The sequence below is a fragment of the Prochlorococcus marinus XMU1404 genome (genome assembly GCF_017696175.1).
Lineage (GTDB): Bacteria > Cyanobacteriota > Cyanobacteriia > PCC-6307 > Cyanobiaceae > Prochlorococcus_A > Prochlorococcus_A marinus_X.
Window position 1 is genome coordinate 32,398 of sequence record NZ_JAAORE010000001.1, and the last position, 23,409, is coordinate 55,806.

At 31.4% G+C, this 23,409-nt stretch carries 20 protein-coding genes; 11 read left to right on the plus strand and 9 right to left on the minus strand.

Annotated elements, in window-relative coordinates; all coding sequences use genetic code 11:
* Position 1: 1 nt before the first annotated feature.
* Positions 2-1,138 carry a pyridoxal-phosphate-dependent aminotransferase family protein gene (locus HA144_RS00170; protein ID WP_209042508.1) on the minus strand — a complete coding sequence of 379 codons (1,137 nt, stop codon included), beginning with the start codon at positions 1,136-1,138 and terminating at the stop codon, positions 2-4.
* Positions 1,139-1,225: 87 nt separating this feature from the next.
* Here HA144_RS00170 and cbiD point away from each other — a divergent pair, with 87 nt between their 5' ends.
* Positions 1,226-2,344 (plus strand): cobalt-precorrin-5B (C(1))-methyltransferase CbiD, encoded by a 1,119-nt coding sequence (gene cbiD / locus HA144_RS00175; protein WP_209041367.1) that lies wholly within the window; start codon positions 1,226-1,228, stop codon positions 2,342-2,344.
* Between the two features lie 48 nt (positions 2,345-2,392).
* Positions 2,393-3,979, plus strand: a complete 1,587-nt coding sequence (guaA, locus tag HA144_RS00180) for a glutamine-hydrolyzing GMP synthase (protein ID WP_209041370.1) — start codon at positions 2,393-2,395, stop codon at positions 3,977-3,979.
* A 112-nt stretch (positions 3,980-4,091) separates the two neighbouring features.
* Here the strand turns inward: guaA and HA144_RS00185 are convergent, their stop codons facing one another.
* On the minus strand, positions 4,092-4,409 hold the full coding sequence (locus HA144_RS00185; protein ID WP_209041373.1) for a hypothetical protein: 318 nt from the start codon (positions 4,407-4,409) through the stop codon (positions 4,092-4,094).
* Positions 4,410-4,570: 161 nt separating this feature from the next.
* Between HA144_RS00185 and HA144_RS00190 the strand changes: the two genes are divergently transcribed.
* The 5 genes from HA144_RS00190 (at position 4,571) to mrdA (ending at position 8,443) form a co-directional block, all read left to right on the plus strand.
* Positions 4,571-4,753 carry a hypothetical protein gene (locus HA144_RS00190; protein ID WP_162482323.1) on the plus strand — a complete coding sequence of 61 codons (183 nt, stop codon included), beginning with the start codon at positions 4,571-4,573 and terminating at the stop codon, positions 4,751-4,753.
* A gap of 227 nt (positions 4,754-4,980) precedes the next feature.
* Positions 4,981-5,694, plus strand: coding sequence for a PD-(D/E)XK nuclease family protein (locus HA144_RS00195; RefSeq protein WP_209041376.1), 714 nt, complete (start codon positions 4,981-4,983; stop codon positions 5,692-5,694).
* 80 nt (positions 5,695-5,774) lie between these two features.
* On the plus strand, positions 5,775-6,383 hold the full coding sequence (locus HA144_RS00200; RefSeq protein ID WP_209041378.1) for a hypothetical protein: 609 nt from the start codon (positions 5,775-5,777) through the stop codon (positions 6,381-6,383).
* A gap of 114 nt (positions 6,384-6,497) precedes the next feature.
* A complete protein-coding gene (locus tag HA144_RS00205; RefSeq protein ID WP_209041381.1) occupies positions 6,498-6,641 on the plus strand; it encodes a hypothetical protein in 144 nt (47 codons plus the stop codon).
* Positions 6,642-6,763: 122 nt separating this feature from the next.
* Positions 6,764-8,443, plus strand: coding sequence for a penicillin-binding protein 2 (mrdA, locus tag HA144_RS00210; protein ID WP_373921930.1), 1,680 nt, complete (start codon positions 6,764-6,766; stop codon positions 8,441-8,443).
* A 22-nt stretch (positions 8,444-8,465) separates the two neighbouring features.
* Here the strand turns inward: mrdA and HA144_RS00215 are convergent, their stop codons facing one another.
* Genes HA144_RS00215 through HA144_RS00225 form a run of 3 tightly spaced genes read right to left on the minus strand, consistent with a single transcriptional unit; the run spans position 8,466 to position 12,603 of the window.
* A complete protein-coding gene (locus HA144_RS00215) occupies positions 8,466-8,990 on the minus strand; it encodes an NAD(P)H-dependent oxidoreductase (protein WP_209041386.1) in 525 nt (174 codons plus the stop codon).
* A 17-nt stretch (positions 8,991-9,007) separates the two neighbouring features.
* A complete protein-coding gene (locus HA144_RS00220; protein ID WP_209041388.1) occupies positions 9,008-10,810 on the minus strand; it encodes a diflavin flavoprotein in 1,803 nt (600 codons plus the stop codon).
* A 17-nt stretch (positions 10,811-10,827) separates the two neighbouring features.
* Positions 10,828-12,603, minus strand: a complete 1,776-nt coding sequence (locus tag HA144_RS00225; protein ID WP_209041390.1) for a diflavin flavoprotein — start codon at positions 12,601-12,603, stop codon at positions 10,828-10,830.
* Between the two features lie 120 nt (positions 12,604-12,723).
* Between HA144_RS00225 and alaS the strand changes: the two genes are divergently transcribed.
* On the plus strand, positions 12,724-15,369 hold the full coding sequence (alaS, locus tag HA144_RS00230; protein ID WP_209041392.1) for an alanine--tRNA ligase: 2,646 nt from the start codon (positions 12,724-12,726) through the stop codon (positions 15,367-15,369).
* Here alaS and speA read toward each other — a convergent pair whose 3' ends face one another.
* Positions 15,370-17,316, minus strand: a complete 1,947-nt coding sequence (gene speA / locus HA144_RS00235; protein ID WP_209041394.1) for a biosynthetic arginine decarboxylase — start codon at positions 17,314-17,316, stop codon at positions 15,370-15,372. It abuts the gene before it with no gap.
* Positions 17,317-17,438: 122 nt separating this feature from the next.
* Here speA and ndk point away from each other — a divergent pair, with 122 nt between their 5' ends.
* Positions 17,439-17,897 (plus strand): nucleoside-diphosphate kinase, encoded by a 459-nt coding sequence (ndk, locus tag HA144_RS00240; RefSeq protein WP_209041397.1) that lies wholly within the window; start codon positions 17,439-17,441, stop codon positions 17,895-17,897.
* A gap of 3 nt (positions 17,898-17,900) precedes the next feature.
* Here the strand turns inward: ndk and thiO are convergent, their stop codons facing one another.
* Positions 17,901-19,010, minus strand: a complete 1,110-nt coding sequence (gene thiO / locus HA144_RS00245) for a glycine oxidase ThiO (protein WP_209041399.1) — start codon at positions 19,008-19,010, stop codon at positions 17,901-17,903.
* Between the two features lie 79 nt (positions 19,011-19,089).
* On the opposite strand from thiO, the gene gatB reads away from it, so the two are divergent.
* On the plus strand, positions 19,090-20,562 hold the full coding sequence (gatB, locus tag HA144_RS00250; protein WP_209041401.1) for an Asp-tRNA(Asn)/Glu-tRNA(Gln) amidotransferase subunit GatB: 1,473 nt from the start codon (positions 19,090-19,092) through the stop codon (positions 20,560-20,562).
* A 3-nt stretch (positions 20,563-20,565) separates the two neighbouring features.
* Here gatB and coaE read toward each other — a convergent pair whose 3' ends face one another.
* Positions 20,566-21,183 (minus strand): dephospho-CoA kinase, encoded by a 618-nt coding sequence (gene coaE, locus HA144_RS00255; protein WP_209041404.1) that lies wholly within the window; start codon positions 21,181-21,183, stop codon positions 20,566-20,568.
* A 76-nt stretch (positions 21,184-21,259) separates the two neighbouring features.
* Between coaE and argJ the strand changes: the two genes are divergently transcribed.
* Positions 21,260-22,498 (plus strand): bifunctional glutamate N-acetyltransferase/amino-acid acetyltransferase ArgJ, encoded by a 1,239-nt coding sequence (gene argJ, locus HA144_RS00260; RefSeq protein ID WP_209041407.1) that lies wholly within the window; start codon positions 21,260-21,262, stop codon positions 22,496-22,498.
* Positions 22,499-22,666: 168 nt separating this feature from the next.
* Here argJ and HA144_RS00265 read toward each other — a convergent pair whose 3' ends face one another.
* Positions 22,667-23,338, minus strand: coding sequence for a ParA family protein (locus HA144_RS00265; RefSeq protein ID WP_209041410.1), 672 nt, complete (start codon positions 23,336-23,338; stop codon positions 22,667-22,669).
* Positions 23,339-23,409: the final 71 nt, after the last annotated feature.

Genomic DNA, 23,409 nt, shown 5'->3' on the forward strand with positions numbered 1-23,409 from the left:
CTCATTTTGAATCAAGATATTTAGATGCCATTACTAATGCTGCACCAGCTTCTTGAGCTGATATTTTTCCTAGATCAAGGAGAACTTTACTAATAGCCGAAATTATTGTCATGATATCTCTATCATTTATATAACCTAAGTGACCGATTCTAAATATTTTTCCTTTCAAGTGATCTTGACCACCAGCCAGTAAAATATCAAATTTATTTTTTATTATCTTTCTAAATTCTTCTGCATCTATTTCTCCTGTGTTTATTGCAGTAATTGAAGGGCTTAAATATTTTTCATCAGCGAATAATTTTAGATTTAATGTCTTTATTGCATTGCTAATAGCTAATTTATGTTTATTATGTCTGCGAAAAATGTTTTCTAAGCCTTCATCTCGCATCATCTTTAAAGCTTCATCTAAAGCAAAAACCAAATTAACTGCTGGTGTATAAGGATTACTGTTACTTAAAAGACTTTTTCTGTAGGCTTTTAAATTCAAATAAAATTTTGGTAAATTAGATTTTTCAGCAGCTTCCCATGCTTTCTCGCTCATTGCGATAAAACTAAGACCCGGAGGTATCATATAACCCTTTTGTGATCCAGAAGCAACAATATCTAATTGCCATTCATCTGTTGGTACATTACAGGCTCCAAGACTTGTTACGCAGTCAACAATAGATAACGCTGTGTTATGTTCTCGAATATATGAGCTTATAGTTTCTAGATCATTAATTACTCCTGTGGAGGTTTCAGAATGAGTTAAAATGACAGCCTTTATTTCTTTGTGTTTATCTTCTTCTAATACTTTTTTGAATTCTTCTGGATTAAGTGGAGTGCCCCACTCAGACTCAATTTTTATTACTTCCAATCCAAATTCCTGAGCAACTTTTACCCATCTTTCGCCAAATTTTCCATTTTCTCCACAAATTACTTTGTCACCTTTACTTAAGGTATTTATTATTCCAGCTTCCATTGCGGCAGTTCCACTCCCAGTAATTGTTAGAACATCATTTTGAGTTTGATGAAGCCACTTTAAATTTTTAGTGGTACTTTCTATGAGCGTTTGGAATTCTTTACTGCGATGGCCTATTGGATGCTTGCATAATGCGTGTAAAACTTTTTCTGGAACTGGTGTAGGTCCAGGAATCATCAATGATAATTTTTGTTGTATGGCCACTTTTTATTAAATAGGTCATTCTTAGATTAGTTCTCATTATGTATTTTTCAATTACTTGATTTGAAAAAAGGATTTTCTTTACCTTTGTGGGTCGCAGGAGCTGCTAGATCAGCATTAAAGAAACTCTTGGGGTTTCCATTTGATAATTATGAACTAATAAAAATTCCTAATGAAAAAAAAGAAATAAAAATCGAGATACATTCTGTTGGTTTAATAAAAGATAATTCGTATGCATTAGGAATTTCTTTTGCAAAATCTGGTTTAGATCTTGACGTTACACAAAACTTAGAAATATGGACAATTGTTTCTTTAGAAAAAATCTTTTTTGATAATCCTACTCAAACAAATTCAATAAATATTATTGCAGGATCTGGTGTGGGTATTAATCAAAATACACATGAGATAAGCATTTCTGATTTTGCTAAAGAAGTTTTATATGCAAATTTATTGGATACTATTCCAGATGGTTTTAATTTGAATTTAGAAATTATTTTCCCAAATGGGAAGTTTTTAGCGGAAAGAACTAGTAACAAGTCATTTGGTATTGTAGATGGATTATCAATTATCGGAACTTCTGCTGAGACTTATTCGAGCGCTTCTCCTGATCAGTTAGAAGAGGCAAAAAATAAGCTGTCAAAGTTAATTAAAAATGATTTCAAAGGGAAAGTCGTTTTTGTTATTGGTGAAAATGGCTTAAATTTGGCAAAAACTTGTAAAATAAACTTGCCAACTATAAAAGTTGGTAACTGGATAGGACCATTAATAGTTGATGCTGCAATAAAAAATGTTCAAACAGTAATTCTTTTTGGTTATCACGGAAAATTAATTAAATTAGCAGGCGGTATATTTCATACACATAATCATTTAGCTGATGGAAGAATTGAGGTTCTTGTTTATTTAGCAGTTAAAGAAAAAATACCACCTGAAATAATAGTCAAATTATCTCACTTTAATACTGTTGAAGATGCTTTATTATTTCTTGAAGGATTTGATAAATCTACAGCTGAAAAATTATTCCAAAAATTATCAAATACAATTGAAACGCGTTCTTTTGAATATGTTAATAGGTATGTAAAAACAGATATGAAAATTGCATCAATTATTTTTGATAGAAAAAGGAAAATAAGGTGGTCGGGAACCAATGGAAATGAATATATTTCTTATTTTCAAAAAGATTAATGTTTAATTGATTATGCTTTTGTAAATAAATTAAGCTAACTTTTATACATGAGTCAAAAATTTTTAAACAAAGAAAGAGATCCTTCAATATTAATTTTAGATTTCGGATCTCAATATTCTGAATTAATTGCAAGAAGAATCAGGGAAGCTAATGTTTTTTCTCTTGTAGTAAGTAACTATATTTCAATAAAGGATATTCTTGACATTAATCCTAAAGGTATAATTTTGAGTGGAGGACCAAATTCGGTATATGAGGAAGATGCGCCTAAGTGTAGTGAACAAATTTTTGATCTAGGTATTCCCATTCTTGGTATTTGCTATGGAATGCAATTAATGGTTAAAGAACTTGGAGGATCTGTAACTTCCGCAACTAAAAAAGCTGAGTACGGGAGAGCTCCAATAAATATAGATTTAGAAAGTGATCTCTTTTCTAACGTAAAAGATAAATCGACAATGTGGATGAGTCATGGCGATTCAATAAATTGTTTGCCTGATGGATTTAATAAAATTGCGCATACCGAGAATACACTTCATGCAGCTATCTCAGATGATAGAAAAAAATTATATGGAGTACAATTTCATCCTGAAGTTATTCATTCAGATTATGGAATGACAGTAATTAAAAATTTTGTCTACAAAATTTCTGGTTGTATAGATGATTGGACAACAGAAACCTTTTTAGAGGAGACAATTCCGACAATCAGAGAGCAAGTTGGCAATAAGAAAGTTTTGCTTGCCTTGTCAGGAGGCGTTGATTCTTCAACTCTTGCTTTTTTGCTTAATAAAGCGGTTGGGAAACAGCTTACATGCATGTTTATAGACCAAGGTTTCATGAGAAAAGGTGAACCTGAATTTTTAATGAATTTTTTTGATAAGAAATTTCATATTAAGGTTGAATATATCAATGCTAGGGAAAGGTTTATCGCTAAATTAAAAGGGATAACCGATCCCGAGCAAAAAAGGAAAATTATTGGTGAAGAATTTATAAGAGTATTTGAAGAAGAAAGTAATAGATTGGGACCTTTTCAGTACCTAGCACAAGGTACTCTTTATCCTGATGTTATTGAAAGTGCCGGTACTAACATTGATCCTAAGACAGGTGAGAGAATAGCTGTAAAAATAAAGAGTCATCACAATGTGGGGGGATTACCAAAAGATTTACAGTTTAAATTAGTAGAGCCATTACGAAAACTTTTTAAGGATGAAGTAAGAAAATTGGGAGCTGCTTTAGGCTTGCCGGATGAAATTATAAAAAGGCATCCATTCCCAGGGCCAGGGTTAGCTATAAGAATTTTAGGAGAAGTGACTAATGAAAAACTTGATTGTTTAAGAGATGCAGACTGGATAGTAAGAGACGAAATTAAAAAAGCGGAACTTTACAATGATATTTGGCAAGCTTTTGCAGTATTGTTACCGGTTAAAACTGTAGGAGTTATGGGAGATAAAAGGACTTATGCATGGCCAATAGTTCTACGTTGTGTATCTAGTGAAGATGGTATGACCGCAGACTGGTCAAAAATTCCTTTTCAAATCTTAGAAAGAATTTCGAATAGAATCGTTAATGAAGTAGATTCAGTCAATAGAGTTGTTTATGATATTACAAGCAAACCTCCAGGAACTATTGAGTGGGAATAGTCAATAGGGTCAATATCCAGTTATAGAAACAAAAAGGAGGTTTCCCTCAGACTAAAAATTTTGTCACTATAAAGAAATCGTAGAGTTTTGAATTTTTCTACACCTTAGTAAATTAGTTTTTTATTTTTTTAATTTTTTCTAAATTCCATTTATCAAATATTAATTTCATTTCTCTTTCGTAGTATCTTACTTTCTTTGAGAAAGGTAGTTGTTGAATAATTATCCCAAAGGGAAATTTAAAAAAAGAAGAAACATAAACAATATAAAACTCAATAAAGGAAGGTTTTTTAGGAAGAGGTAAATTTTTTAAATATGCCCAATCAATGCACGGTTTGAGTTGCTTATCACTAGCAGCAATATTTTGTCGACATCTCCAGTAAGAGAATAGATAAATGCTAATAAAAATCGGTAAAGGAAGAAGTCGCAACATTAAATATCAAGGATAATTTTTCTTCTCATTAATTCTATAAATGATAGTTTGGTTTTATGAAAATTCTTGATGATACCCCAAAGCATTTCTACTCGGGTAATAATACTCTATGAATTTCAAGTTAATAGGAGGACAATATAGATATAGATCTAGGAGGTCTTATGAAACTATTCAATCAATTCAATGTCCTTCCAAGATACCTAACAGCATTTAATTATGCAGGGTTAAACTTGAATGAGACTCCACAAGAACTTGAGAAATGTACCCCTGAGTTTCAAAACTTTTGGGATAAAGAATGTAGAGAACATCCAACAAATCAAAATTGTTTAATTTACTGTGACTGAGTAATTAATTTTGAGTTTTTATTAAATACAATCTGCCTAAAAAGAGGTTTCCCTCAGGTTTCCCTCAGGAAAATGTGTGTTATTATGGGTTCAAACATGTTGGTATCACTACGTTTATGACTGCCTTATTTCTTGGTACTATAGAGTGGGAGTAAGTTATAAAAATTTTAAAAATATTTATGACTCTTATATAAAAATGAAATTCTATAAATGACATTTAAAACGTAATGAGTGAGATTATTAAATTAAGTCGATCTACTGTAGAAAAATATCTTAGCTGTCCTAGATGTTGTGTGCTTGATAAAAAATATAAAATAAATCCACCCTCATTACCTTTCACATTAAATATTGCTGTGGATAATTTATGTAAGAATGAATTTGATTATTATAGAGGCATTCAGGAGCCACATCCTTTGTTGATTGAACATGGTATTGATGCTGTCCCTTTTAAACACAAAAGTCTAGAATATTGGAGAAGTAATTTTCGAGGGATAAGGTATAAGTCAAAGGAACATCATTATGATTTCGGCGGAGCTGTAGATGATATTTGGCAGAAAAAAAATGGTGATCTTATTATTGTTGATGTAAAAGCAACATCAAGAAATCATTTTGATTGGTCAGAGACTTTTAATAAATACGAATATGCAAAAGCTTATAAGAGACAATTGGAAATGTATCAGTGGTTATTTAAAAAAAACGGTTTTAACGTTGCCAAAGAAGCTTATCTTTTATACTTTAATGGCAAGAAAAATGAAAAGCTGTTTAATAATCAATTAAATTTTGATGTACATCTAATTAGATTAGATTGTGATACAACATGGGTAGAACAAAAGATAATTGATACAGTCAATTTATTACGTTCGGATACATTCCCTAAACCATCAGTAAATTGTGAATATTGTAATTATTTGAAAAGGCGTTGGCAGTTATCGATAACTTGACACTCAATGAATTTTTTTTTAATTTCTGGAAAAATAGTGAATAAAAGATAATCTTTAATTAGAATATAAAAATTAGACTTTTGATAAAATCTAAAAATTCTGAAAGAAAGATAACTAATCATCTTCAACAAGATGTAGTTAAAGTTGCTGGTAAAACAATTTTTATTAATCCATTTTTATATTGGCGGAGGTTCGACGAAAATACCAATAGATGGCTTCGCGAACCTGGGCAAATGTCAGAGGAGCAAATTCAGCCTAATAGAAATCGTTTTTATCCAGAAATAGAGTGGGTTGATTTAAGTCTTGAGCAAAAGCTTATAAAAGATGCAACTGTTGAGATGTTTTTAAAAACTCTTGAATTGATAAGTACATTTCATCCTTCTCTTAGTTCAGGTCAGTTACTAGAGATTGAGAGAAAAATGGCGGTCATAAAAAAAATTCCTTTTGAAAAGTGGGTTACAAAATCTTTCGCTAAAAAAGCGAGATTATTAGAAAATGAAAAAAGAAAATTTCAAAGAGAAAGGTTTTTTAGTAGTTGGAGGGAATGGTTTAGTCTTGAAAATACTCAAAAGGCTGTTTTGCCATTAATAGTTACTATATTTATCTCATCATTCATTGGATGGTCATTAGGAATATCAAAAAATAGTTGTAATCCTTATTTTGAACAAAACATAAATCAATCAAATTAATTTGGTTATGGTATTTTTCAGTATCAAAATAAATTATTTATATTATTTTGAAAAAATAAATTTTTTATTTAAAATTGAATTAAATGAAATAATGAATTTAAACATCATAAGTTTATGAGTGAAAATTTGACTTCAAATAATACTGAAAATAATAACTTTCATCGAAATACTGAAGAGAGTGATTATAACAATTTATCAACTAGACTTAAAGAAATTAAAACAACCATAGCTTTATTGGAAAAAATAATATTTAAATAAAATTTATATTTTTGGTAAAAACTAGTCCTAATAAAAAACTTATTTCATTAAAAAGACAACCTTTAGTCTTACTCATTTTTTCTTCTATTTCATTTTTATTGATTTTATTTAGGTTAATCTTTTTGCAACTTTTAAATTATGAATCTTTTAAAGAAATGTCAGATGAGAATAGGATTAGACTAATTGCTTCGCAACCAATACGTGGTCGAATACTCGATAAAAGTGGTCATGTTTTAGCAGATAGTAGAGTTAAATATTCCTTAATAATAAAGCCTCAATCTATTAATAAAAGCAATTGGGAAAAGCATAAATTAAAAATTTCTGAATTTTTAAATATTGATAGCAACTTAATTCAAAAAAAATATCTTGATGGCCTAAATAATCAAAAACTTTCAGTAACTATTCTTGATGATTTAAATATAGATCAATTAATTAAATTTAAGGAAAATGAAGATGATTTACTAAGTTTTCACATAGCTACGAGATTAATTAGAAATTATCCTTATCGATCAGTTGCTGCTCATGTAATTGGTTATACTCAGCCAATTACTGAATCAGAATATAAGTTTTTATCTAAAAAGGGTTATAAATTAAATGATCTGATAGGGAGAACTGGAATCGAACATGTTTACGAAGATTTTATAAGAGGTGAATGGGGTGGAGAAATGGTTGAAGTAAATTCTTTAGGTAAATTTCAAAGATCCTTGGGTATAAAACCTCCAAAACAAGGAAAAGATATTGAATTGACCATTGATATTAATTTGCAATTAGTTGCCGAGGAAGTTCTTAAAGATAAAAAAGCTGGAGCGATAATAGTTATGGATCCAAGAGATGGTGCAATAAGAGCAATGGCAAGTAGTCCAACTTTTGATTTGAATTTTTTTTCAAAGGATTTTAAGCCTGCAAAAGAATATAATAAGTTATTTAATTCTCCTGAAAAACCTCTTTTTAATAGAGCATTAAATGCTTATGATCCAGGAAGTGTTTGGAAAATCGTAACTGCTTTAGCTGGCTTGGAAAGTGGTAAATTTCCGCGTGAGATTTTGCTTGAGACAAAACCATGTATCACTTATGGGAGCCAATGTTTTAGAGAGCATAATGATTTAGGATTTGGAGTGATAGGTTATGAAGATGCTTTGAGAGTTTCAAGTAATACATTTTTTTATCAGGTCGGATATGGTGTAGGCGTTGATGAAATTAATAAGGTCTCAAAAAAGCTTGGTTTTAGTTCTTTATCTGGAATTGAAATTTCTGAACAAGAGAATATAGGATTAGTAGCTAGTAGTCAATGGGCTAAAAATGGTAGGGGATGGGGAGAGCCAGGCAGAACTCCTTGGGTTCCTGAAGATATTGCGAGTATGTCTATTGGTCAATTTGTAGTTCAAGTTACTCCTATCCAAATAGCTAGAGCATATGCTGCGGTTGCAAATGGAGGTTATTTAGTTAAACCTCATTTAGCTAAAAAAGATGGAGATGATTTTTCTGATAAAACACCTATTAAAATTGATATTGATCCTAAAAATATTCAATTGATAAAAAGTGGTCTCAGGAAAGTAGTAGAATCAGGTACAGGCGTATCAATGAATTACGGAGTATCAAATTTACCTCCAGTTTCAGGTAAAACTGGAACTGCCGAAGATGGTGAAGGTGGTTTGGATCATGCTTGGTTTGTTTGCTTTACTCCTTCTGAAAATAGTGAATTGCTTGTAGTTGCATTTGCACAAAATACTCCTGGTGGAGGCTCCGTTCATGCACTTCCTATGGCAAGAGAAATATTAAAAGTTTGGAATGAAAAAAAATGATATTAATTTTAAGTTTTAAAGTTTATGTTCTTAATCTTTTCATTTGTAACAGTCTTTGAATAATATCTTCAATAGTTTTGGTATCTATCGGTTTACTATATGAAGATAAAAGTTGTCTCCCTAATACCTGGCTTCCTAAATGCACTAGTTGAATGCGTAATGAAGTAAGTAATTCTAAGCCTATGCCGCCAGAAAATGTTGCGATTGCAATTGGTTGACCATTAAATAAATTTCTAAAGTCATCTCCCGAAATAGAGAGCCACGCTATGAAGTTAGAGAGAATAGGAGGTATAGATCCATTATATTCAGGAGCACAAATCACCCATTTTTTAATCGCGAAAAGCTTTTTTTTAATTTCTTTTATTTCAGCTGGAATATTTTCTTTACTGTGAATTCGTGGATTAAATAGTGGAATGTCAAGAGTGGTAAGATCCAAAATTTCAGAACTTACTTTCATTTCAATACTTTTTTCTAGAAATTTTTCAGAAAGTTCTAGATTTTTACCGCAACTAGCCGAAATGATTATTAGATCTTTTGATTCAGTCATAAATTAAATAAATAAATTTAATAGTTAGCACCAGTTTTACGGTGATGCACTGCTGTTAAACTATCGGATTTTAATATATTACCGTGAAGGACTTCGGCGTATATCACCCAATGATCTCCACATTCCATTCTCTCTTTTACAGAAGCATCTAACCATGCTAGAGAATCTGGAATAATTATCTGTTCATTAGGCGTTAATTTAATATTTAATCCTTCAAATCTATCTTCTCCTGGAGAAAAGGGTTTAGTGAATCTTTTCAAAGGTTCTTTAAAATCTTTTTCACTTAAAATATTTAAAGCAAAAGAATCTCCAATTTGAAGGAGAGACTCTACCGATCTATCTTTTGCTACTGCAATACTTAATCCAGGCGGGGAAAAACTTGCTTGACTAACCCAAGATGCAAGCATAGCCCCTCTGATATTGTTCTCATCTTTTCCTTTGGATGCAGTTAGAACGCAAAGTGAGCCAATTACCCTTCCAAGAGCTTGTAACTTTGGATCCGTTTTGCTTGTTATCATTCCTGTATCTGACTTTCTGGGTTTTTTCTTTGCCTTTTTTATAATTTTTCTCCCAAAGTGAGTTCCTATTTCTTCTAACTCTTTAATCTTGGGTTTATTTGGACTGAATTTAATTCTTATAGGGTCAAAACTAAACTTAAAACCACCGTCTTTTAGTTTTGATTCAAGTAAATCAATTGCTTCCCCGCTCCAGCCAAAACTACCAAAAATCCCTACCGGTTTATCTCTATTACCCTCTGATAACAATGTTCCAAGTGCGCTGACTATAGGAGTTGGGGCGTGACCACCTAGTGTGGGAGATCCTATTAAATATCCATCGGCATTTTGGATAGATTTTATAAGTTCATCATTAGGCGTGAATTCACAATTAATACTTTCGACTTCAACTGAAGTTCTATTTATACCTTTAGCTAATGCATCACCTATTGAGGCTGTATTTCCATATGCACTTGCATATATCAGAGCGATTTTAGGATTATTTGTTGTGAGATTTTCGCCCCATCTAATGTAGTCATTTAAAAAGCTCTTTAAGCTATATTCGATAGCGGGACCGTGTAACGGTGCAATAGTTTTAATGTCGTAATCTGCAATTTTTTCAGTTATTGATACTACTTGATTAGACATAGGTGCCATTAAGCAATCATAAAAATGTTTCCTATCAATTTCTGTACTAACTCGATTTGTTTCAGACCAATCTTCAGATGCAATATGAGCCGAGAAAATTTTTTCACTTATAAGTATTTCTTGATTACGTTCATAAATTATCAAACCCCCAGGCCAACGTGCTGTTGGAATAGGAACCAACTCCAATGAAATGTTATCTAATTCTAAATTAAGTTCTTTTTTGATTATGTTTATTTCAGGTAATTTAATTTCAACAAAGTTTTTTAAGGTAGGATTTCTTTGATTCCAAAGTTCGCTAATAAGTTTATAACCTGGATTAGAGCAAGTAATAGTAGTGTTTTGAAATTGGGTACTTATATTTTTTATAGTTTCAATAATTTGTGGATTGATATGTCCAGATATGACGTTAATTTTTTTTAATTTATATTGATTAAAAACGTTAAAGATTATCTCATTAAATGAATTTAAATATTGCTTTTCAGGTGGATGAATAATAAAAAGTTCTTCATTATTTCTTATTAAAAAAGTGTTAAAAGAGGTTCCTTTTTCGAGATTAAATTCAAGTTCAAATTTTTCTTTATTGTGGTCTAAAAATCGGATACAAGTAAAATTGTCGGTAATTTCAAATTTTGATAAGTTTTGATTTTTTAATAGTAAGCTTGTATGAATTTCGATCATTTTTAAAAATTATTTTTCTAATAGTGATTGGCAACTTTCCTGTGATGAACAGCTGTTTTGCATGACAAATCTGAGACATTGCCATCTTCGACAATTCCGTAAATTATCCAATGATCTGGAGTTTCTAATCTGGAGCTCACTTTACAATCTAAAAAGGCAAGTGAATCTGAGAGGACTGGTCCTCCCTCTGCGATGTTGCTAATTATATCTACATCAGCAAATCTATCAGCTCCTGGAGCAAATCTTTTTAAAAAATGTCTGAACATTTTTTGATAGTTATCTTCTCTCAAGATATTCACAACAAAACCTTTGCCAACTTGCATATATGATTCAATGGCTCTATCTTTTGCTACAGCAACTGTAATACCTGGTGGAGAAAAACTTGCTTGACTAACCCAACTAGCTACCATCGCACTTTGTCTAAATGTTGAACCTTCTCCTTGGCTCGATGTAACTACATATAATCCTCCACTTAACCTACCTAAAGCTTTATCTAAATTTGAATCAAGGCTTTTCATAGAGGCAATATTTTTCTTTTTGTTGATCAATTGACCCAAGTCAGTTCCAGCTTCTTCGAATTGTTGATAAACAATAGGATCTGGAATGTTTTTAACTCTTAAAGGAGAGAAAGCTTCTTTTTGTCCAAGTTCTCTTAATTTATTTGCTAAAGAATCTATTGGTTCATCATTTCCACCAAATGCATCATAGATAGCTGTAAATTGTTTTGGTTTTAGCGCTGCAAATAAAGTACCAAGAGATTCTTTTAATTCATTATCTGAATTTACTGGCCATGTGGGTATGACTACTGCTTTTGATTCCGAAATTAAGCTTGTTAATTCTTGGGGGTCAGATGATCTTAAATCAATTAATTGGACCTGTGCATCTGCTTTACTTATTCCATGAGATATTGATTGACTTAGTCGATCACAATAACCATAGTCGCTTATATAGCAGACCGATACAAAATCATTACCTTTGCTTTTATTGCTACTCCATTCTAGATATTTCCCTTTCCAAAAATTAACTTGATTATGAAGCAATGGCCCATGACCTACGGCTATAGTTTTTAATTCAGGTAGCTTATCTATTCTTTTAATTGCCTGCAGAACGCTTCTAGCGTTTGGACCCATTAGGCAATCGTAATAAAAACGAAAATCATCATATATTTCTTTTTGATCAGTGTCAAAAAATTCTTCAGAACAATAATGGAGTCCAAATGCATCGCATGTGTAGAGAACATGAGTGCTGTGGTCATATGAAAAAATTGTATCTGGCCAATGTAAATTTGGTGCGCTTATAAATTCAATATTATGTTCTAAACCGCTATTAGGATTAGTTCCGAGATTTAAAAATTCTCCACTTTTGACTTCTAGACGCTTAAAGGGAATATGTATTTGGTCTTCAATAAATTTAAGAGCTAATTTTGATCCAACGATTATGATATTTTGGTTTAATTCTAAAAGATTACCTATTAAACCAGAATGATCAGGTTCTGTATGGCTTGTAATTAGATAATCTACTTCTTGTGGATTTACCTTTTTGAGTAATTCTTCAAACCATAATTCCTCGAACTTTGCATGACTAGTATCAATAATTGCTAGTTTTTCGCCTTTAATTATAAAACTATTGTAAGTTGTTCCATTTCTTAAGCCAAATTCAATATCAAATCTACTGCGATCCCAATCCAAAGATCTTATGGCACAAGAATCATCAGTAAAGTTTTGAGATTGAACGGTCAACTTGTTATTTATTTGTGCCAATTTAGAATTACTTGTCTGGGCAGAGGCTAGCATAGGACAAATCGCGTTATAGAATAACTTTAGTTATGTAGAATATAAATTCGCGTGATTATTCTTGCGAAATAACCGAAATTACGCTTTTCTTTAATTTTTTGTTCTTTTTATTCTGGATAAATGACATCTCAACTAATAAAAAAAATAGTTACTGGAGATGAAATAAGAAGTGCTTTTTTAAAATTTTACAGTGAAAAATTACATAAAATCATTCCAAGTGCATCTTTAATTCCAGATGATCCTACGGTTATGCTCACAATTGCTGGAATGCTACCTTTTAAACCAGTTTTTTTAGGTTTAAAAGAAAGACCATCTAAAAGGGCTACATCTAGCCAAAAGTGTATTAGAACAAACGATATAGAAAACGTTGGAGTTACAGCCAGACATCACACTTTTTTTGAAATGCTTGGTAATTTCTCTTTTGGAGATTATTTTAAACTAGAGGCAATTCAGTGGGCTTGGGAATTAGTTACTAATATTTATCAACTTTCAGCTGAAAATATAATTGTGAGTGTCTTTCACGAAGATGGAGAGTCTGTAAAAATTTGGAGAGATGAAATTGGTATTCATCCAGAAAGGATAGTAAAACTAGGCGAGAAAGATAATTTTTGGTCTTCTGGGAAAACAGGCCCATGTGGCCCTTGTTCAGAACTTTATTATGATTTTTATCCTGAAAAAGGTCTGCAGAATATCGATTTAGAAGATGGAGATCGTTTTATTGAATTTTATAATCTTGTTTTTATGCAATATAATCGCGATCCTAATGGAAAATTGACAGATTTAAAATTTAAAAATATTGATACAGGAATGGGCCTTGAAAGGATGGCTCAAATTTTGCAAGAAAAGCAAAATAATTATGAGACAGATTTAATTTTTCCTATCATTCAAAAAACGTGTGAGATTGCAAATATTGATTATTTTTCTTCACATGATAAAAACAAAATTTCTTTAAAAATCATTGGAGATCATACAAGAGCTGTTATTCATTTAATTTCTGATGGAGTAGCAGCAAGTAATCTCGGCAGGGGGTATATATTAAGAAGGCTTATTAGAAGAATGGTTAGACATGGGAGATTATTAGGCATAACAAATGAATTTTTACCCCATATTGCTACTGTCGGGATCAATTTAATGCAAAATAATTATCCTGATTTAAAAAATAATATTGATTTAATTTTGAATGAGATAAAAATTGAAGAAGTAAGGTTTAGGGAAACTCTTGAAAGGGGAGAGAAATTGCTAGAGGAGTTAATTTCTTCAGGAAAAAAATTAATTTCTGGTTTTAAAGCTTTTGAACTTTATGATACTTATGGATTTCCTCTAGAACTTACTGTAGAAATTGCTGAAGAAAATAGTATCAGTGTAGATGTAAAGGGTTTTGAAGAAGAAATGAATGCACAAAAAGAGAGGGCGAAAGCTGCTTCAAGTAATATTGATTTGACATTGGAGGGATCATTAGAGCGAGAAATAGATCTTTTTAACAAAACTGTTTTTAATGGTTATGATTCACTTCTTTCGGAAGCTGAAATAAAAGGTATATTCTTGGATTCAACATTAGTTAATCAAGCAAGTGAAGGTCAGAAAGTTTTAATTGTTCTTGATCAGACAACTTTTTATGGAGAATCTGGCGGTCAAGTTGGTGATATTGGAACGATATTTTCAAAAGATGTAGAGGTTTTAGTTGATAATGTTATTCGAAAGAAAAATGTTTTTTTACATTATGGAACTATCAAAAAAGGAATATTAACTATTGGACAAAAAGTTAAGACTAATGTCAAATCCTCACATAGAGCTAAGGCTGCTGCAAATCATACAGCTACGCATTTATTGCAATCTGCTCTCAAATCAATTGTTGATGAAAGTGTTGGACAAAAAGGTTCATTAGTAGCCTTTAATAAATTAAGATTTGACTTTAATTCTTCTAATCCTATTTCTAAAGATCAAATTTCTAAAATTGAGAGTCTAATTAACTCTTGGATTATGGAAAATCATATCCTAGAAATAAAAAATATGTCTAAGAGTGAGGCTCTTGAAAAGGGGGCAATGGCCATGTTTGGAGAAAAATATGATGACGAAGTACGCGTTGTTAATGTGCCAGGAGTTTCAATGGAACTTTGTGGTGGCACACATGTTAAAACTACATCCGAATTAGGCTCTTTCAAAATAATTAGTGAGGAAGGCATCTCAGCCGGAGTAAGAAGGATCGAAGCATTATCAGGCCAATCAGCATTCGACTATTTCAGTGATAGAAATGCTTTAGTAAATCAACTAAGTGATTTGTTAAAAGCAAATCCTAATCAACTTTTTGAAAGGGTTAATAATTTGCAAGCAGAGCTTATTAATAAGAATAAAGAGATACAAAAAATGAAAGATGAAATTGCATATTTTAAATACTCTTCCATAAAATCATCCGCAGAAATAGTAAATTCTTTTTCAATTTTAGTAAATCAGATTGATGGCTTAGATGGGAATTCTTTGCAATCTGCAGCACTTAATTTAACTTCTCATTTGGGAAATAAAGCAATAGTGATTCTTGGGGGAATACCAAATCCAGAAAATAGAAAGTTGTTATTTGTGGTTTCTTTAGGTGATGATGCAGTAAAAATAGGATTGCATGCAGGTAAATTAATTAATGAGATTGCAAGAATTTGTTCGGGAGGTGGAGGAGGAAAGCCTAACTTTGCTCAAGCAGGTGCTAAAGATATTGATAAGTTAAGTGATGCTTTAGATTATGCTAAAAATTATTTGCATAAAAACATTAGATAGTCATTCTGATAAATAACTACTTTTTCTGAGACTAATTTCGATTTGATCCATTAATTTCCTTGCTTCTTCAATAGTTAATTTTTTTTGATCAATTGCTGATTCAGTATTAATTCTTATAGATTCGACCAAAGAAGCTGAACTGTAATCTAATAATTGTAAAATTTCAGATTTACTGTCCTCTTTAATAATATTTTTGACCTTATATGAATCATCTTGATTTATATCTATATGAACAACGTTTGTACTGCCAAATAAATTGTGCAAGTTTCCTAGTGCTTCTTGATAGGCTCCAGTCATAAAAATTCCAATTAGATAATCTTTATCTTCCTCTGGCTTATGTAAATTTAGTAATGATTTAATTTCTCCATCATCAATAAAATTATTTAGTTTCCCATCTGAATCACAAGTTAAATCTGCAAAGTTGCCTTTGCAGAACGGCTCCTCTAAGTGCCTATGTATTGGTACTATTGGAAAAATCTGATTTATTGCCCAGCTATCGGGAATAGATTTAAAGATAGATAAATTTGCATAATAAGTTGATGCTAAAGTTTCTGTAATTTCAGATAAATCAGGGTGATTGATTTCATCATTATTCAGGTTATTGGAAATTTCTTTTGCGCAAGCCCAAGTAAGTTCTTCGGCATAAGCTCTTTCTGCTAAACTTAAAAATCCTAATCTAAAAGCGACTAAGCAATCTTCTTTAAACTTTTTTGCATCATTCCATAGTTCAATGATTTGAGATAAATTTATTTTTTTATTTTTAAGTTTTTTTAATTCGTAGAAAGTTTCAAGTAAATTTGAAATTATTAATTGTTGATTTTTTTTATCAACAATTTGTAGTTTGGAACTGACATGGCTTGTTCCTAAGACATTAAAAATCAAAACTGAACAATGACTAATTATTGCTCTTCCACTTTCTGAGATTATGGTTGGATGCTTGATATTATTTATTTCACATGAATCCTTAATAGTTGCAATTACATCGTTAGCATAATTTTGAAGAGAATAATTAGTAGAGGTGTTGGAGGAGGTTTTAGTTCCATCAAAATCTATTCCTAATCCTCCTCCAACGTCGATATATTGCATTGGGGCTCCTAGCTTACACAGTTCAACATATATTTGACTCGCTTCTTGTAATGCGTCTTTGATCACAGCAATATCACTTATTTGACTGCCTATATGAAAATGGAGCAATTTCATTTCGTTGATAAGATCTGCTTCTTTTAGTTCTTTTATTGTCAACATAATTTCTGGGATTGATAATCCAAATTTGGAATTATCTCCAATAGATTTACCCCACCTCCCACTACTTTTACTTGATAACTTTGCTCTAATTCCTATCAATGGAGTCGCGTTAAGTTCTTGAACTGCTTGAATAATTCTTTTTACTTCATCTCGTTGTTCAATAACTATTATTGGATTTTTGCCGAGTTTTCTGGCCAAAGTAGCAATCTCAATATATTTTTTATCTTTATATCCATTGCATATTAATAATGAATTTTGGTTTTCAAGAAGTGCAAGGCCAATTAATAGTTCTGATTTACTTCCTACTTCTAAACCAAAATTCCATTGGCTACCAAACTCTATTATCTTTTCTAGTACATTTTTCTGTTGATTACATTTGACAGGAAAAACGCCTTGATAAATGTTCTTATATTTATAGGTTTTTATTGCTTTTAAAAAAGAGTCATGTAATGCATTTAAGCGATCTTTCAAGATATCATTAAATCTTATGATTAATGGAGGATTTATTTCTCTACTCTTAAGCTCTTTGACAAGTTTAAAAAGATCTATCTTATTTTCAGATTTTATATCTTTAGTTACTGATATATTTCCTTTGGAATTTATAGAAAAATATTTATCTCCCCATTTGTCTATGTTATAAGTCGAAATACTATCTTCAATAGTCCAAATATTCTTTAATTTTTTCGGTTCAAAATTGGTCAATTTATGTCTTAGTGATTAATAAATGTTTTTGAAAATAACTCAAAACAATATCTTTTATTTTAATGATTACTTGCCAAGTTACCACCTAAAAGTTGAATATACATAGAGTGATTACTAACTAAATGACCAAAGAGAGAACCTTTATTGCAATTAAACCAGATGGCGTTCAAAGAGGATATGTTTCTGAGATTATTGGCAGATTTGAAAAAAAAGGATTTAAATTGGTTGGATTAAAGCAATTAATTCCTTCAAAAGAACTTGCTCAAAATCATTATGGAGTACATAGACAAAGACCCTTTTTTGGTGATTTAGTAGACTTTATTTCAAGTGGCCCTGTTGTGGCAATGGTGTGGGAAGGCGAAGGAGTTATTTTGAGTGCTAGAAAACTAATAGGCGCAACAAAACCTCTGGAAGCAGAGCCTGGAACAATTAGAGGTGATTTAGCTATTGATATTGGGAGGAATATTATTCATGGGTCTGATGGAGAAGATACAGCAAAATTTGAAATTGATCTATGGTTCAACAAAGAGGAATTATGTGAATGGGAAACCTCTGATTCGAAATGGCGATCTGAAAATTAAAATTTAAATCGCAAATCTATCTAAACTAAATTTTTCTAAAAAGCTTTTTTCTATTTCTTTGAGATTTTTATTTTGAACTAATTTTAACAGAAGATCACTTGTTATTGCAGAAAATAAAACTCCATTTCTGTAATGTCCTGTAGCTATAAAAAGATTTTCAATTTTTGATTTTCCAATTATTGGTTTTAGATCTGGTGTGCAAGGTCTAAATCCCCACCAATGTTCCATTTGTGGCCAATTAATAGCTTCTGGCAATAAGGAGCGAATGCCTTCTTGCAGTTGTTTTATTCCATTAGGAGTATTACCTTGATTAAATTTTGAATCTTTTTCAACTGTCGCTCCAACTACAATAAGTCCATCATCACGGGGAACTAGATAAGTTTTTGGACCAAAAATAACTCTTTTCAAAAAATTTGTTGGACCTTGTATTGATAGCATTTGTCCCTTTACAGGAAAGACTGGAATCTTATTAAAAATTTTTTTACTCCAAGCACCGCTGCATATAATTGCTTTTTCGCAGTTAATTTTTTTTATTTCCCCAGTGGCACACAAAACTGTTGCACCTGTAATTTTGTTTTTTTCGAATGTCAAATCCTTTACTTCTGATCCCTCATGAAATTCGACTCCATGCAAGGAGCATGCTCTCTCAAGAGCACGCATTAGTCTTCTTCGGTTATCTATTTGACCATCTTGTTCAAAAAGTAAACCATATTTCCAAATAGAATTCATTCCATTAATTTCTGTTTGAAGATCTTTGTGATTTAAATATTTTCCATATTCATAAGTTGGAAACTCTTCAAGATCTTCTTTGTTTTTAAAAGGAACTACTATGCCACATTTTTTTAAACCGCATTTAATATTACTATCTTGTTCAATACTTTTTATCCACTTTGGAATTAGATTTTGACTTTCTTGGCCAAATTTTAGTAATTCATCTTCGAGCCCTTCGGCATGAGTAGCTAACATTCCTGCAGCAACAAATCCAGCTGATTCATTTCTGTTTTTGCTTAAAACTAAAACTTTGAAGTTATTTCTAGAAAATTCATAAGCAATAGATAAACCTAAAAGTCCACCGCCAATGATTAATATTGAATTTTTGGTTTCTTGTGCCATTTAAAAATTAATATTTTTATTTGTGTTTTGGTCCTCTTTTCCTTTATATCCAATAATATTAATAAAGAGACTTTTGATAATGAACAATTTGGAATCTTGGGAAGCTGTGATTGGTTTGGAAACTCATGTACAGCTTAATACGAAAAGTAAAATATTCACATCTGCCTCAACAGCTTTTGGTGATGCACCAAATACGCATATAGATCCTGTAGTTTGTGGGTTACCGGGAACTCTTCCAGTTTTGAATGAGACTGTTCTTGAGTATGCTGTAAAAACTTCGTTAGCACTAAATTTAAAAGTTTCAGAACATTGTAAATTTGACAGAAAACAATATTTTTATCCTGATCTGCCAAAAAATTATCAAATTTCACAATTTGATGAGCCACTAGCTGAAAATGGCTGGTTAGAGGTTGAAATAATTGAAAAGGACAAAGAACCTTATATCAAAAAAATTGGTATTGAAAGGCTACATATGGAAGAAGACGCTGGAAAACTAGTCCATTCAGGAAGTGATAGATTAGCTGGCTCTAAGTATTCTTTAGTTGATTACAATCGTGCCGGAATAGCACTTTGTGAGATTGTAAGTAAACCAGATATTAGATCAGGTAAAGAGGCATCTGAATATGCTTCAGAGATTAGAAGAACAGTTAGATATCTAGGAGTATCAGACGGAAATATGCAAGAGGGTTCATTACGCTGTGATGTGAATATTTCAGTTAGAAAAGGACCTAATGCTCCTTTTGGTACCAAAGTGGAAATAAAAAATATGAATTCATTTTCTGCAATTCAAAAGGCTTGCGATTATGAAATAGCCAGACAAATAGAAGTTTATGAAAATGGAGGAAAAATTTTCCAAGAAACAAGGTTATGGGATGAAGCTAAGCAATTAACGAAAAGTATGAGAATGAAGGAAGGTAGCAGTGACTATAGATATTTTCCTGATCCTGACTTAGGTCCAATTGAAATAACAAAAGCCCAACAAGAAATATGGTTTAAAGAACTACCAGAATTACCACCAAAGAAAAGAAATAAATATGTAAGTCAATTTGGGTTGTCTGCATATGATGCAAGGGTAATTTCTGATGAAATAAGCATGGCAAACTTTTTTGAAGAAACAGTAGCAAATGGTGCCGAGGCCAAACTAGCTTCGAATTGGGTAACAAGCGATATTGTGGGTTATTTAAAATCAAACAAACTAAGTTTTAGTGAATTAAAGCTTAGTCCTGAAAATCTTGCTGAAATGATTAGCATGATTTCAAAAAATATAATTAGTGGAAAAATTGCAAAAGAAATTTTACCTGAACTTATTCAAAAAAATATTTCTCCGAAAAAATTAGTTGAAGAAAAAGGGTTGGCAATGATATCTGATTCTTCAAGTATTTTACCAATAATTGATGAACTTATAAATGCACATCCAAATGAAGTTCAAGCATTTAAAAATGGCAAAACTAAGTTACTTGGTTTTTTTGTTGGTCAACTTATGAAAAAAACAAAAGGTAAAGCTGACCCTAAACTTGCAAATAAACTTCTTATGGAAAAATTGAATAGCTAAAGCTTAAAGAAGCTCTTTTATAGCATTGATCCATTTATTTTGATCATCCGAATTATCTAAAATGATATCTGAAAATTTTCTTTTTTCTTCAAAACTTAATTGAAAATTTATCAATTCATATGCTTCTTTTTCGCTAATTTTATCTCTTGTGATAAGTCTGTTTTTTTGTAGCTCTTTAGGACATTTAACTAACCATATTTCAGTGCAAATATCTTCAAATTTTGCTTCAAACAATAATGGAATAACCAATACTATTGTTTGATTATTTCTGTATTGACTGCATTCTTCTATCATTCTTTCTTTAATTAAAGGGTGAAGTAGTTTTTCAATCCATTCCTTGCTTGCTGAATGTTTAAAAATAATTTTCCTTAAAAGTTTTCTGTTTATTTCTCTTTCTGAATTGCTCTTATTATCAATAATTTTATTTCCAAAATAATCTAAAATTTTCTTATATCCATATGTGTTTGGTTTGATTAATTCTCTTGAAAAATGATCTGCATCTAATATTGGTATGTTTTTATGTTTTCTAATGTAATTAGTTATGGTTGTTTTCCCACTTGCAATACCTCCTGTTAAACCAATCCTTCTTTGGTTGTTTTTTGATTTTTGAAGAATACCCATATAATTAATAATAATCTAATTACTTAGTTTCTTTAGTATTAAAGAGTAGTTAGTATAAATTAAAATACCAAAAAGTTTGAGCCAGTTAGATTCCAATTGGTCGTTTGTTGATGACAGTAAGGTTACACCCAAGGGGTTTCTTTTTGCTGGGATATCTGCTGGTTTAAAAGCTTCTAATAAAAAAGATTTAGCACTAATACTCGCTCCAGAAGGAAGTATTTTTAGTGGGATGTTTACCCAATCAATAGTTCGAGCTTCTTGTGTGGATATTTGTGAGGAAAGGATTAAAACAACTTCAGGTTTTGCAAGAGCAATACTAATTAATTCTGGTCAAGCAAATGCATGTACAGGAAATCTTGGCATTCAACATTTTCAAATTGCTACAGGAAAGATTGCGGAACTTTTAGGAATAAAAGAAGAAGAAGTTTTAATGTGTTCAACTGGAGTAATTGGTGTTCCAATACAGATAAATGATTTAGTAAAAAATTTACCGAATTTAGTTAGTGATTTAAAGGGTAATAATTTTCAAAATGCAGCAGAAGCAATTTTAACTACTGATTTGACTTTGAAAAAAGTGTCTATAGAGACGATTATTCAAGGTAGAAAAATAAAAATAGCAGGATTTGCAAAAGGTTCAGGAATGATTTACCCTAACATGGCTACAATGCTTGCTTTTCTAACCTGTGATGCGGGTATTCAAAAAGAAGAATGGGACAAAATGATTGCTATCGCGGTTAAAAAATCTTTTAATGCAATTTCAGTTGATGGAGAGACAAGCACAAATGATTCTTTTGTTGGAATAAATGCAGGAGAGAAAATTGAAAAAAGGTTTTTCCCAATTATCCAACAAGGGATTGATATTGTATGTCAGAACTTGGCAAAAAATATTGCAAGGGATGGAGAGGGAGCAAATTGTTTATTAGAAGTTTTGGTTCAAGGAGCAAAAAATATAGATGATGCAATTATGCTCGCGAAATCTATTTGTAATTCTGCCTTGGTAAAAACTGCGATACATGGTTGTGATCCGAATTGGGGACGAATCATTTCTGCTGCAGGTAATTCTGGAGTTAAATTTAATTTAAATGACGTTGACTTGTTTATAGGAAACGCTCAGATTTTGGAAAACGGCAAGTTAAATAAATATGATCCACAAAAAGTCACAGACTATATTAAGTCCAGAATGAAAGGTAGATATTTAGTTGATGATATTGTAAAAATTATGATTAATCTAAATTCTGGCGAATCGAAAGGCACAGCTTGGGGGTGCGATCTTTCTAAAAAATATGTTGAAATAAATAGCGAATATACTACTTAAGTTTTAGTAAATCTAATGGTAGATATTCATTCATATAAAGAAACAGTATTGTTAAAGTTCCAATTACAGAGCCTATAAAACCTCCAAAAAAATTAACTAATAATCCAGATTGTCTAATTATTGCTTCTTCGTTTTTTTCTTCTTCAAAATTAGGCGAATCAACTACTTTTAAGCGCTGATTGGTTGTTGGTTGTTTAAGTTGTTGGTGTCGGATGAGGGCTTCGAAATCAGGCATGGAATTTGTGAGGCAATTGAACAATAAGCAGACCAGCCCGTCATTCGACGAGGGTCTGATCTACCTAAATCGTCTACAGCTTCAAATACAGCATTGCCCGAGGCTTCTGCTTTATCAAATGCTGAAAGTAAAGGTACAAATGTATCAAAAACATATAAACCAAAATTTTCTAGAGCTGCTTTGGCTTGTTGTGCTGCTTTTTGCTGTCTAAGATCAACTTTTACTATTACTACAGCATGGTTAACTTTTAAGTTGCCTAATAAATTAGCTAGTTCAACAGTTAATTCTACTGATCTTGCTTTTGCAGTTGTAGGTAAGATAACTAAATCTGAACCATACGCTAAGTGTTTAAGTTCTTCTTGATCACTGCTAGCCTGGCCATCAGTTATTACAATTTCTGATGATCTTGATGCTTTAGCAGCTGAACTGACGGGGAAAACTGGAAATGGAAGCTTGCCTCTTGATGCGTATGCCAAAGCAGATCTATTCTTGTCGGCATCAACTATGCAAACTTTTTTACCTTCAGAATGCCAAACACTTGCAAGATGAATACTTGTACAGGTCTTAGCTACCCCACCTTTTTGTCCGCAAACGGTAATGAACAATTTTTTATTTTTATTTCTCTTACTTTGGAGAAGAATTTCTTAATGTCAAGAGAAATTGATTTTTAATGCTT

Bases quoted from the DNA above. Each gene is read 5' to 3' on its own strand.
- thiO (WP_209041399.1), bottom strand. From the start codon at position 19,010: ATGGCACAAGAAACCAAAAATTCAATATTAATCATTGGCGGTGGACTT.
- HA144_RS00215 (WP_209041386.1), bottom strand. From the start codon at position 8,990: ATGACTGAATCAAAAGATCTAATAATCATTTCGGCTAGTTGCGGTAAA.
- HA144_RS00190 (WP_162482323.1), top strand. From the start codon at position 4,571: ATGAAACTATTCAATCAATTCAATGTCCTTCCAAGATACCTAACAGCA.
- HA144_RS00195 (WP_209041376.1), top strand. From the start codon at position 4,981: ATGAGTGAGATTATTAAATTAAGTCGATCTACTGTAGAAAAATATCTT.
- HA144_RS00185 (WP_209041373.1), bottom strand. From the start codon at position 4,409: ATGTTGCGACTTCTTCCTTTACCGATTTTTATTAGCATTTATCTATTC.
- HA144_RS00205 (WP_209041381.1), top strand. From the start codon at position 6,498: ATGAGTGAAAATTTGACTTCAAATAATACTGAAAATAATAACTTTCAT.
- gatB (WP_209041401.1), top strand. From the start codon at position 19,090: ATGAACAATTTGGAATCTTGGGAAGCTGTGATTGGTTTGGAAACTCAT.
- ndk (WP_209041397.1), top strand. From the start codon at position 17,439: ATGACCAAAGAGAGAACCTTTATTGCAATTAAACCAGATGGCGTTCAA.
- alaS (WP_209041392.1), top strand. From the start codon at position 12,724: ATGACATCTCAACTAATAAAAAAAATAGTTACTGGAGATGAAATAAGA.
- guaA (WP_209041370.1), top strand. From the start codon at position 2,393: ATGAGTCAAAAATTTTTAAACAAAGAAAGAGATCCTTCAATATTAATT.
- coaE (WP_209041404.1), bottom strand. From the start codon at position 21,183: ATGGGTATTCTTCAAAAATCAAAAAACAACCAAAGAAGGATTGGTTTA.
- HA144_RS00225 (WP_209041390.1), bottom strand. From the start codon at position 12,603: ATGCTAGCCTCTGCCCAGACAAGTAATTCTAAATTGGCACAAATAAAT.
- HA144_RS00220 (WP_209041388.1), bottom strand. From the start codon at position 10,810: ATGATCGAAATTCATACAAGCTTACTATTAAAAAATCAAAACTTATCA.
- HA144_RS00170 (WP_209042508.1), bottom strand. From the start codon at position 1,138: ATGATTCCTGGACCTACACCAGTTCCAGAAAAAGTTTTACACGCATTA.